Genomic DNA, 9,301 nt, shown 5'->3' with positions numbered 1-9,301 from the left:
ACCTGCTCTTGCCGGGTAGGAACGCCCGGACCACCGTTTCGACGGCGCCCTATCGCTGCCTTGGCTGCTACCTCAACCTGCTCCATGCCAACCCCCAGTCGTCAGCCCTTCAACCCGTCGTTATGCTTCTGCGCGGCCCGTTTCGCGGCGGCCGCATTGCCGCGCCACATGCCCAGCCGCTCATCGGCGGCATGCAGCTCGAACCATTCGTCTCCGCCGAGCACCACCTTGGCGATGCGGTACTGCCCGGCCCGAATGCAGTAGTTGCTGACCCGCTGCCACTCCAGCTTGGTTGCCGTCACGCCGCCCCCTTGGCCATGAGCTGACGGCCGTACTCGGCCAGGCATACGGCGTCGGCGATACCGTCGTGAGGCACCCGCTTCTTGCCCGGCGTGAGGTCGACCATGGGGAAGGCGCGCTTCACGAACGCGATGGCGGCGTCCTTGTCCTTGGCGGTACCGGCGAGCACGCGCTTCTTCCAGGCCTGCGGGGTCACCAGGCGGTACGGGATGCCCAGGGCCTCGCACACGCCCAGCAAGCGCCCATATCCAGCCCCGAAGGTGAACGTCGACGTCACGCCTTGCTTGGGCATGGCGCCGACCTTCTCGATGATCACCAGTCCGGGAGAGGCCGCGGTGAGGATCCGGGCCAGCTCGTGGCCGTCGATCTCCTTGCCGATGATGGGCATCACGTCGCCGGCTGCCTGTCCGGCAGCGTTGATGGAGGCGATACCGCCGGACTTGCCGGGGTCGATACCGATGATGTTCATGCCGTGGCGCCCTCCCTTGCGGCGATGAAGGCGAGCGCGTTGGTCAGCTGCTCGCGAATGTCGGGGTCGTTGGCGAACTCGGTCAGGCCGGCGCGAATCGTCTGCTGCAGCCACTCCACCTGCCAGGGCTGCCACTCGGCGCGCTGGTGGACCATGCGATGCGCCCACGGGGTCAGCGGCATCACGAACGAGTCAGGCGCCTTGAGCCCCCATCCGGACAGGCCCCCCCCCAGGCCGATGACGTGGTGAGCCTCACAGCCCTCCTCGCCGGTCATGCAGCACGGCAGGCTGCGCACCCATGCCAGATAGCGCTCAGAGCGCCAGGCCTTGCTCTTGGGGATCACTGGCGGGCCTCCTTGTACTCCTCGTAGAGGGCCAGAGCGGGCTCGCTCCACTGGACGCCCTGCTCGGTACCGAAGGCGTACAGGCATTCGATCAGGTCGCAGAACACGCGCTTACTCATGCGACTGGTGCTGAGCCCGACCATGACGAAGCCGCCATCCATGCCGGGCACCATGCGGTGACGCTTCAGTGCCGCCGTGGCCAGGTCCTTCCACTCGTGCGGGGCCATCTTGACGCCGTGCCACACCACCTGCGTGGACAGGTCGCTGAGCATCGGCCACAGCTTCTTGTTCTGGCTGTCGGTGCGCTTCTCCTCGATGCGGGTCAGCACCACGCGCACCGGACCGCCTCTGAGGCCGCGACCGGCCATCGCCATGGCCTGGCTCATGACCGGGGCCAGCTGCCCCGGGTGCTGGATCACGTACTCGACCTGATTGGCGGAAGCGGAGCGGTTCATGCCGCCCCCTCGGGGCCGTGATGGTCCTCCATGCAGTCTTTGGCGTGCTGCCTGGCGGCGTAGGCGTGGCCAATGCAGGGGCGGGTCGGCTCGTCGGTCACGTCATCGAGGCCGCGGGCATGGCACAGGAAGGCGTCGCCGCTCTCCAGCACGCAGTCGGCGTCGGTCTGCGTGGTGAAGCACTGATTGGCAACGCTGCCTGCCCGGTAAGCACAGCCGGGGCAGACGCGATCACGTGCGTGAGCCGGTACCCGTTCGGCGGCCTCGAGCCCCACCAGCGCGCCCTTCAGGCTCGGGTAGTTGAGCTTCTCGGCCTCGTAGGGATGCAGCCCTGCCTCTTGAATCAGCAGGTCGATGGCGTGGTCGCGGCCGTTGTCGATCACCTGGTCGGCCAGGGTCACCAGATCGGCGACCAGCTCTAGCAGGGCGCGGGCGCCGGCCTCGGTACCGAAGCGCAACAGGGTCTCGACCCGGGCATCGCGCTCCTCGGTGAAGACGACGGCATGCAGGGCCTGACGGGCTTGGGGGCTGAGCTCTGTCATGATCACGCCCCCTTGCCGCGGCTGCGGTAGTCTTCCCAGTCGAGCACCAGCGTCGTGCCGCCACCCTCCTCGGTGCGACTCATGACGCGGGGGCCCAGGTAGCCCTCGAGCTCGGGCTTGTCCAGGTTGGAGATCAGGATGGTCGGCAACTCCTCCTTGTAGCGCTCGTTAATCACCTTGAAGAGCATGACCATCTCCCAGTCGGTACCCAGTTGGGCGCCCACCTCGTCGAGGATCAACAGGTCGAGGCCGTCCACCAGAGTGCGCACGGCCTGGCGCTCGGACATGCCGCCGTCGCGGTAGACCTTCTCCTTCACCAGGTCGATGAGCTCGTAGACGTCGATGCCCAGCACGGTGTGCTCGCGATCCAACAGGGCATTGCCGATGGCGTAAGCGAGGTGCGACTTACCGGTACCCACTCCGCCGACGAACACCAGGCCGCCGCCTTGCGCCAGACGGTCGTCGAAGCGGTCCACGTAGGCCTGGCAGATGGCCTTCACGCGGGCCTTGTCGCGGCTGTCATCGACCTGGTAACCGGACAGCGTGCGGTTGCGAAAGCGCTTGGGGATCATCGCGCCCTCGCGCAACTTGGTGCGCCGCTGGGCGACGGACGTCGAGCGCTGCTCCCGGATGGCGGCCTGGCTTTGCGCCCTGAGGTCGTCGTCCAGGCACTGCGGGCACTCGCTCCACTTGTCGTTGGGCATCAGGCTCGCCACGTAATCGCCATGGATCCGGCAGGACTTGTCGGCGGTCTTGGTCTTGCCGGCCATCAGGCTGGCGAGGTGGCCGCGAACTGCCGGGGTGGTGGTCAGGTGCTGGCTCATGATCCCTCCGTGGCCCACTGGGGCATGTCGTTATCGGCCGGGCGGTGGTAGCTGCCGGCAGGCTTGGGCTGGGCGAAACCGGCTCGCCCGGGCTTGGCATTGGTCTGCGCAGGCGGGGGCGGCATGTCGTCTTCCCAGCGCTCGCCGTTCAGGTAGGTCGTGGGGTGCATGCGATCGAAGCCGAGCTGTTCGGCAGCGATGCGGCGGCCGATGTCGTCGGCCAGGAATCGGGCGAACTCCGCCAGGGTCTTGTCAGACGCCTTGGCAGCCGCCTCGAAGGCTTTGCGGGCCGCCTTGCGGTTGGCCTTGCGCATGCCGGCTTGCCAGAAGGTCTCGAAGGCAGCCTCCATGGGGCCAGCAGCAGGCTCGTCTTCGTCAGCAGCAGCGGCACCGTCGGGATCATCGCCGCATTGTTGAGAATCAATACTTCCTGACCCCTCAATACTCTCTAACCCCTCAGTACTTACTTGTGTCGGATTGGCCGTATACGGTTCAGCCGTATCCGGTTTATCCGTATCCGGCGAATCCGGACGCGGCTCGTCCGTATCCGGATTATCCGTACACGGTGTCTCGTGAACGATGTAGTCAGCACTGCCGAAGGAGCCACCCTTGCCACGCCCTTGGCTGCGGCGCAGATAGCCAGCCTGTTCGAGCTCTCGCAGCAGGCCGTATACCGCATCGCGCCGGGATTGCTTGACGCTATCGGCGGTCTCGTTGACCAGATGCTTGACGCTGACTTCCCAGTTGTCGGGCTTGCCCAGCAGGAAGACCAGCAAGCCACGCGCAGCCCATGTCAGGCGGCGATCCTCGCTGATCCGCTTGTCGAGCATGTAAAAATTGCTCTGCGGGCGCGGTGCACGACGAATGCTCATGCCGCCCCCTTCATGCCCACCAGGGCCAGCAGGTCGAGGAAGCGGTCGCGGTACCAGTGGGGCTGGGTCTCGCGGGGTGACTGCGGGGCGGTGATGTTCTTGCCGTAGGCCTGACCCTTGTCGGTCACGCACCAGTAGGCCTTGGTGCCGCTGCGTGCCTTGCGATTGCGACGCTCAAGGATGCCCATAGCCGCCAGGCGCTGGTTGAACACAGCGGCCGTGATGCGCACACCAAACTCGGCCAGCAGCGCAGTGGCGCTATCGGTGTCCAGTGAGCCCTGCCCCGCCTCGGGACCATCCTCGACATACCCGGGCAGCCAGGCGGTATTCAGGCCGTGGGCGCTGCCGATCTTCTCCAGTAGCACGACGCGGCTCGACGGTGCCGGATTGTTCAGGGTGCAGAAGCACTCCAGCAGGGCTAGCTCGCCGGTGAGGCGCGCCTGATCGGGCCGGGCGGCCGGCAGCTGGTAGCCGCCGGTCTGGCGGATGGCGGGCAGCACCTCGCCGGCCAGCCACTTCTGGAAGGGCAGCGCCTTGGGTTTGTCGCTACGAGCGACGAAGAAATACAGGCCTTGCTCGGTCAGCGCGGCCATCTGCTGGCGTCCGGAGGGGGTCTGGACGAAACAGACCCCCTTCCACTCCTCGGGCACATGCCCAAGTGAACCGGACTGCCCTTTCCAGACGTAGCCAAGGGCCTCGGCCACGTCCTTGGCGACAAAGCGAGGTTCGCCGTCTTCGCCTTGAATAACGCGGACTTGCCGTTCATCAAAGGTGAACGGAGTCAACTGGACGTTTGATGCTTTTTCGTTCATACTGGCTCCACAAACTAGGTGTGCAGCAACGCCCCGCGGTGGCAGCCGATCGGGGCGTTGTTGTGTCCGGGCTACGCCCGGCTCGGGGGTGGTGATGCAGCCACCCATTGCTACAGGCCGAACCCGATACGGCGGATTTGGTCGGCGGTCAGGTCCCCCTTCTTCTGCATGCCGGCCAATACCTCGGCCCGCGAGCGCTCCCGCAGCTCCGAATAGGGCAAGTGGCCGCGCTGGATCATCTTGTGAACGTTCTGTGTCGAGCAGCCGAGCTCACGCGCCACGGCAGAGGGGCCGCCGCAATCCTTGATGAGCTCCCTGAGCGTCGGCACCTTGGCCGTCTTAGCGTTCTGTGTCACGTAGTTTCTACCAAGCTATCAACCGGATAGTAGAGAGTATGCCACGTAAAGTTGATAGTTCAAGAAATTGGTTCTTTCCGATGAATTGGCATTGCTCCTAAGCTGCCTATAATCAACCGAACGATTGCCAACCAAACATTTGCCGGCATGCCGGAGGAAAAGCTCGATGCCGAGACCTGACTCGGAAGAAGAAGAAAAGCGCATCATCTGGGAGCGAATCCTGGAGACAGCGCTGCGACACCATAGGCGCACCAAGGTCTATGGCATGCAAAAGGTCATCTCGGCAGACACGGGCCCCGAGGGGTCGGCCGGCTACGTTGGCACTGCCGCGGTATCGAAGTGGGCCAAGGGCAAGTCGAAACCCGAGCGAGAGACCCTTCGCAAGCTGTCCGACCTGTATGGTGTCTCCATGGCCTATCTCTCCGGACGGGAAGGCGCGCCATCCGGCGAAGGTCAATACGGGCCGCCCGACGAGCTGCTGCGCCAGGCAGGCGACATCACCGAGCTGGTGGTGTCCGAATTGCTGCCCAACGGCACCGCTGACCAGTTCCTGTGGGTGATGCGCCGCGCCCACGACCTGCTGCTGGAGGGCATGGAAGAGAAGGCAGCACGCGGCGAGCTGGTTCTGGAGGTGGCGCGCAAGAAGCGCGAATGGCAGGCCGCATCCAATGACTCGACCGGACCGAAAGCTGTCGACTGAAGGCCGACCATGAAGGAGTTCTACCTGTCGACGGCCCGCCTCGCCGGTACCGCGCATGACGACGCTGCGCTGGTCACCTGGGCGGAGCGCCGCGGCGGCTACCTGTGGTGCGTGTGGGATATCCTGCCCAGCGCCGACGTCAAGCGCGCCCCGCTGACCTCGGGCTACGCTCCCGATCCCGACGCCATGCTGGATGTCGCCGCCATGTTGGGCATGGCCAAGCGGCTGCGCCTCTCACCCACCCACCACATCAACGCCGCCCTGATCGAGCTGCTCGTCGACAGCCGCCCTTTCTGTTCGGCATCAGGCCGCCGCTGGGCGGTATGGGCCAGCCCCGCCAGCTATCTGCTGAGCCAGCCGCCGCTGGCCATTCGGGATACCGGCGACCCGCCAGGGCGGGCGTTGGCCGATGGCCACCTGGTCTGGCGCGCGTCTTCGTTCCTGCGTCGCTATCTGGCGCGGCAGCGGCTCGCTGCCCGGGCAGCCCGCCCCGCGGCGAAATGCGGCCAGCCGGCAGAGATACCGCTGATCTACGCCCGAGACCGCTACCGGCGCGACACCTGCCATCGCGTGATTTCACGCACACCCCGTCGAGTGGCCGTAGACGTTCTCCCGTTCCGTCCCGGCCCCGCCTTCCTGCACCCGATTTGGCGGCAACACCTGGTCGACATCGCTCTACTGCCTCGCGACGTGCTCGAGCGCGATCGCCAGGTCGATCATCGGCCGAGTTCGCGCACCTATTACGCCGACCCGCCACCGGACTTTCGACTTTACGACGAAGATGACGACCCTGACTTCGACGCCTTCATGAACGAGGACGATCCGCCGGAATATCACGACGCCGACCGAGACAACCCTCACTTCCCCGTCATCGAGCTGCCCGAAGACAGTCTGGGCTGGGCGCTGTCAGTGCTTGATCTGGATCCTCGCGCCTGGCCGGCACCGGCCGCCACCATCAAGGCCGCCTTCCGGCGTGCAGCCCTTCGACATCATCCCGACCGCGGCGGACAACCTTCTGACTTTCGCGCAATCCGCGCCGCCTACGAGCTGCTGGCAAGGCTATAGTCGCGCCATTAAGTCAAGACTTGATCAATTACACCCTTCATACCCCTTATTCATGGCTAACCATTCCGACTTAGTTCGATATACTTAGCGTTCCCTCCGGGAGGGCCATCGCAACCATAAAGCCACGCTGCCTGGATGGCAGCCATCGCCTATCCGTGGGGAAGTAATGAAGAAACGCAACAGCCACCCGCCCGCCATCGCCATTCCAAGGATGTCCCGCGACGCCCTTCGTCGCCTTGACCTCGCCTACGACCAGCTCCGAAAAGAGCGTGCCGCCGAATTTTTTTCGAACGCAGAATCAACTAGATACGCCGAGAAGCGCGTAGCTTTCTAAAAAGAATCAATTTTACAGTTGACTCCTTCTGCCCCAACTCCTAGTATCAACTCAACGGTTGATAGTTGGGGCGGATGAGATGAGCCTGAGCAAGCGCCAAACACAGATAGTCGAACTCATGGCCCGGGGACACACCGGCCAAGAAGTCGCTGACATCCTGTGTTGCGCCCTGCCCACGGTTCGCCGCCACCTGCAAATCGCTTGCGAGCGTCATGGTGCGCGCAACACCGCCCACCTCATTGCCCTCTCCATCAGCCGTGGATTCATCAAGCCGCTGTGCCTGCTGCTCATCGTCGCCATGTGCGACGGGCATCCGGACAGCCTGCGTCGCAACGCGCCTCGGCGCCTGACGCAACGACTCGATGACATCCCGGCCGTCGTCATCTGACGCCAGCCGCCACGGCTCTTTAACAACTGATCACGCCTCCCCCTGGCTTGGTAAGGGGGCGCCATCCGGCCTCATGTCGGACAGGCGGGCACGCCGACCCTAGCGGGTCGCCAGGATAATCGCGGTGGAATGCCGTAGACCCTGGCGGGCGCCGGCAAGCGCGGAGGAAAGCGACTCCACGGCGTGTCACCAGCAGTACGCAGCCACAGCGCAAGTGGCACCAAGCGCCCCTGCCTGGGGCTGTGAATGCCGGGTATCGGCGCGCCATCAGGAACGATCACCCAGCAAGGGAGAGCGTATGGCCATCGACACTATCGACGCCGCCATGGCTGACATGGGGCGCCAACTCAGCAAGAGCAAGGTTGCTACCGCCATCAGGCAAGCCCTGGCAGCAGGCGGCAGCTACGAAATCGTCATCACCATCGCCCAAGAGAAACAAGGCGCCTCGGTCACGATGCAAGGCCGCACCGTGACCGGGCGCGCCACGCTTGGCCGACTGATTCGACTCAGGTAACGCCCGGCCCCTGGCAACAGGGGCCATCGAGAAGCGCCTTGGCGCCGTAGGTCTCCGACCCACCCGCCGTTGCGGCGTCAGGGTGCTTCTCGATGCCAGCGGCATCACCCTTCAGTTCCCTGCACATTGCCCGGCTTCCCGTCGGGCTTTTTTACGGACATCTGGAGCCTGGCATGACACCAGCCACGAAGCACGAGCGACGCATTCAGAACGACCAGCGCGGCGCCTCCCGCTACGCCTGCCGCCGACTCATCGACCAGAAGCTGCGCGACATGCAGCTGAAACGCGAACTTCGGGAGGTCTGGCAATGAACCCTGCAGCCGCCATTGCTAGCGCCCTGGCGCATCACATCGACCCGGCTCTGGCTGGGGCCATCGGATCCGCCGCCCTGCTCGCCGGCATGTTCGCCATCGCCGGTACCGGGGCCTGGCTGTACGAGAGGTATCGCCCATGAACCGCACCGCTGACATTGCCCGCCTTCGGCTGGGCATCGGGACCGTCCCGATCATTCGAGGGCCGGATTGCCCGGTCATCGCCCCGGCGCGCCGCAAGCGAGAGGACGGCCCGCTCACTACCCAGCAGGCCGACAACGCGAGGCGCTACGCCGACTACATCGCCCGCCGCCAGGGCATCAAGGCCCCGCTGATAAGGCTTTTCAAATGAAGTTTCGCTCACTAGCCGGTCTGACGCCTGGGATTGTGCGAGAGCTTCTTGAATACGATCCAGGCACCGGAGCCTTCTACTTCCGGAAGAGAGGCGTGCACTGGTTTAAAACCCAGCGGGCCTGCAGCTCCTGGAACTCAAGGTGCGCCGGCAAACGAGCGGATCGCCTGTGGCGAAACAATGAAAACGGCTACCAGCGGCGAGTCGTTCAGCTGCTCGGCAAATACCGGAAGGCCCACCACCTGGCCTGGCTATGGATGACCGATGCCCCGCTGCCAGACGAGATCGATCACCATGACCAGGACGCGACAAACAACAGGTGGGGCAACCTGAAAGGCTCAAACCGAAGCCGGAACATGAAAAACCGCTCAAAAAACAAAAACAACACTAGCGGGGTGACTGGCGTCGGCTGGAGTAAGCGAGCCAATAAGTGGACGGCTAGATGCCAAATAGGTGGCAGAAGCCACTTTCTTGGTCACTTCGACCGCGTTGAAGACGCCGCAAAAGCTGTCGCCGACTTCCGGTCTTCAAACAACTTCTCACCAAATCACGGAGCGGATATCGCCCATTACCACGAGAGAAAAGCGTGATGGTCGAGCCGATCGCCACCCATGGGCTGAGCATCGCCATGGCGCTGATCCTGGCCGCCGTCGTGCTCGCCTT

General features: G+C 64.5%; 17 protein-coding genes. 8 read left to right on the top strand and 9 right to left on the bottom strand.

All coding sequences use genetic code 11. From position 1 onward, the window contains the following. Positions 1-101: 101 nt before the first annotated feature. The 9 genes from ACT7B3_RS08675 to ACT7B3_RS08635 all read right to left on the bottom strand — a co-directional run bounded on the left by ACT7B3_RS08675 (position 102) and on the right by ACT7B3_RS08635 (position 4,974). On the bottom strand, positions 102-302 hold the full coding sequence (locus ACT7B3_RS08675; RefSeq protein ID WP_445157640.1) for a hypothetical protein: 201 nt from the start codon (positions 300-302) through the stop codon (positions 102-104). Beyond that, complete coding sequence (locus tag ACT7B3_RS08670; RefSeq protein ID WP_095619220.1) at positions 299-769, bottom strand: Holliday junction endonuclease; 471 nt, start codon at positions 767-769, stop codon at positions 299-301. Before ACT7B3_RS08670 ends, ACT7B3_RS08675 begins: the two co-directional genes overlap by 4 nt. Further along, entirely contained in the window at positions 766-1,113 is a 348-nt protein-coding gene (locus ACT7B3_RS08665) for a DUF968 domain-containing protein (RefSeq protein WP_445157639.1), read from the bottom strand. Before ACT7B3_RS08665 ends, ACT7B3_RS08670 begins: the two co-directional genes overlap by 4 nt. Beyond that, the gene (locus ACT7B3_RS08660) at positions 1,110-1,568 is read right to left on the bottom strand and encodes a recombination protein NinB (RefSeq protein WP_445157638.1); all 459 of its coding nucleotides are present in this window, start codon (positions 1,566-1,568) and stop codon (positions 1,110-1,112) included. The genes ACT7B3_RS08665 and ACT7B3_RS08660 overlap by 4 nt, the downstream gene beginning before the upstream one ends. Next, positions 1,565-2,110, bottom strand: a complete 546-nt coding sequence (locus ACT7B3_RS08655) for a hypothetical protein (protein ID WP_445157637.1) — start codon at positions 2,108-2,110, stop codon at positions 1,565-1,567. The genes ACT7B3_RS08660 and ACT7B3_RS08655 overlap by 4 nt, the downstream gene beginning before the upstream one ends. 2 nt (positions 2,111-2,112) lie before the next feature. Beyond that, on the bottom strand, positions 2,113-2,934 hold the full coding sequence (locus ACT7B3_RS08650) for an ATP-binding protein (RefSeq protein WP_445157636.1): 822 nt from the start codon (positions 2,932-2,934) through the stop codon (positions 2,113-2,115). After that, positions 2,931-3,806 (bottom strand): hypothetical protein, encoded by an 876-nt coding sequence (locus tag ACT7B3_RS08645; protein ID WP_445157635.1) that lies wholly within the window; start codon positions 3,804-3,806, stop codon positions 2,931-2,933. The genes ACT7B3_RS08650 and ACT7B3_RS08645 overlap by 4 nt, the downstream gene beginning before the upstream one ends. After that, positions 3,803-4,618 carry a BRO-N domain-containing protein gene (locus ACT7B3_RS08640; protein WP_445157634.1) on the bottom strand — a complete coding sequence of 272 codons (816 nt, stop codon included), beginning with the start codon at positions 4,616-4,618 and terminating at the stop codon, positions 3,803-3,805. The genes ACT7B3_RS08645 and ACT7B3_RS08640 overlap by 4 nt, the downstream gene beginning before the upstream one ends. Before the next feature lie 110 nt (positions 4,619-4,728). Next, positions 4,729-4,974, bottom strand: coding sequence for a hypothetical protein (locus ACT7B3_RS08635; RefSeq protein WP_445157633.1), 246 nt, complete (start codon positions 4,972-4,974; stop codon positions 4,729-4,731). Between the two features lie 166 nt (positions 4,975-5,140). Here ACT7B3_RS08635 and ACT7B3_RS08630 point away from each other — a divergent pair, with 166 nt between their 5' ends. The 8 genes from ACT7B3_RS08630 (at position 5,141) to ACT7B3_RS08595 (ending at position 9,228) form a co-directional block, all read left to right on the top strand. Then, entirely contained in the window at positions 5,141-5,674 is a 534-nt protein-coding gene (locus tag ACT7B3_RS08630; RefSeq protein WP_445157632.1) for a helix-turn-helix domain-containing protein, read from the top strand. Between the two features lie 9 nt (positions 5,675-5,683). Then, a complete protein-coding gene (locus ACT7B3_RS08625) occupies positions 5,684-6,739 on the top strand; it encodes a J domain-containing protein (RefSeq protein WP_445157631.1) in 1,056 nt (351 codons plus the stop codon). A 413-nt stretch (positions 6,740-7,152) separates the two neighbouring features. Next, a complete protein-coding gene (locus ACT7B3_RS08620) occupies positions 7,153-7,461 on the top strand; it encodes a LuxR C-terminal-related transcriptional regulator (RefSeq protein WP_445157630.1) in 309 nt (102 codons plus the stop codon). 298 nt (positions 7,462-7,759) lie between these two features. After that, positions 7,760-7,975 (top strand): hypothetical protein, encoded by a 216-nt coding sequence (locus tag ACT7B3_RS08615; RefSeq protein WP_445157629.1) that lies wholly within the window; start codon positions 7,760-7,762, stop codon positions 7,973-7,975. 173 nt (positions 7,976-8,148) lie between these two features. Next, positions 8,149-8,286, top strand: coding sequence for a hypothetical protein (locus tag ACT7B3_RS08610; RefSeq protein ID WP_445157628.1), 138 nt, complete (start codon positions 8,149-8,151; stop codon positions 8,284-8,286). After that, a complete protein-coding gene (locus ACT7B3_RS08605) occupies positions 8,283-8,429 on the top strand; it encodes a hypothetical protein (RefSeq protein ID WP_445157627.1) in 147 nt (48 codons plus the stop codon). The genes ACT7B3_RS08610 and ACT7B3_RS08605 overlap by 4 nt, the downstream gene beginning before the upstream one ends. Continuing rightward, on the top strand, positions 8,426-8,638 hold the full coding sequence (locus tag ACT7B3_RS08600) for a hypothetical protein (protein WP_445157626.1): 213 nt from the start codon (positions 8,426-8,428) through the stop codon (positions 8,636-8,638). Before ACT7B3_RS08605 ends, ACT7B3_RS08600 begins: the two co-directional genes overlap by 4 nt. Next, positions 8,635-9,228, top strand: a complete 594-nt coding sequence (locus tag ACT7B3_RS08595; RefSeq protein ID WP_445157625.1) for an HNH endonuclease — start codon at positions 8,635-8,637, stop codon at positions 9,226-9,228. The genes ACT7B3_RS08600 and ACT7B3_RS08595 overlap by 4 nt, the downstream gene beginning before the upstream one ends. Positions 9,229-9,301: the final 73 nt, after the last annotated feature.

This window comes from Halomonas sp. E14, from assembly GCF_052568415.1.
Note: the sequence above shows the minus strand (reverse complement) of the source record. Positions and strands in the feature narration are given on the sequence as shown.

Excerpts from the sequence above, each read along its gene's own strand:
- ACT7B3_RS08670 (WP_095619220.1), bottom strand. The coding sequence starts at position 769 with ATGAACATCATCGGTATCGACCCCGGCAAGTCCGGCGGTATCGCCTCC.
- ACT7B3_RS08660 (WP_445157638.1), bottom strand. The coding sequence starts at position 1,568 with ATGAACCGCTCCGCTTCCGCCAATCAGGTCGAGTACGTGATCCAGCAC.
- ACT7B3_RS08655 (WP_445157637.1), bottom strand. The coding sequence starts at position 2,110 with ATGACAGAGCTCAGCCCCCAAGCCCGTCAGGCCCTGCATGCCGTCGTC.
- ACT7B3_RS08650 (WP_445157636.1), bottom strand. The coding sequence starts at position 2,934 with ATGAGCCAGCACCTGACCACCACCCCGGCAGTTCGCGGCCACCTCGCC.
- ACT7B3_RS08645 (WP_445157635.1), bottom strand. The coding sequence starts at position 3,806 with ATGAGCATTCGTCGTGCACCGCGCCCGCAGAGCAATTTTTACATGCTC.
- ACT7B3_RS08640 (WP_445157634.1), bottom strand. The coding sequence starts at position 4,618 with ATGAACGAAAAAGCATCAAACGTCCAGTTGACTCCGTTCACCTTTGAT.
- ACT7B3_RS08630 (WP_445157632.1), top strand. The coding sequence starts at position 5,141 with ATGCCGAGACCTGACTCGGAAGAAGAAGAAAAGCGCATCATCTGGGAG.
- ACT7B3_RS08625 (WP_445157631.1), top strand. The coding sequence starts at position 5,684 with ATGAAGGAGTTCTACCTGTCGACGGCCCGCCTCGCCGGTACCGCGCAT.
- ACT7B3_RS08620 (WP_445157630.1), top strand. The coding sequence starts at position 7,153 with ATGAGCCTGAGCAAGCGCCAAACACAGATAGTCGAACTCATGGCCCGG.
- ACT7B3_RS08615 (WP_445157629.1), top strand. The coding sequence starts at position 7,760 with ATGGCCATCGACACTATCGACGCCGCCATGGCTGACATGGGGCGCCAA.
- ACT7B3_RS08610 (WP_445157628.1), top strand. The coding sequence starts at position 8,149 with ATGACACCAGCCACGAAGCACGAGCGACGCATTCAGAACGACCAGCGC.
- ACT7B3_RS08605 (WP_445157627.1), top strand. The coding sequence starts at position 8,283 with ATGAACCCTGCAGCCGCCATTGCTAGCGCCCTGGCGCATCACATCGAC.
- ACT7B3_RS08600 (WP_445157626.1), top strand. The coding sequence starts at position 8,426 with ATGAACCGCACCGCTGACATTGCCCGCCTTCGGCTGGGCATCGGGACC.
- ACT7B3_RS08595 (WP_445157625.1), top strand. The coding sequence starts at position 8,635 with ATGAAGTTTCGCTCACTAGCCGGTCTGACGCCTGGGATTGTGCGAGAG.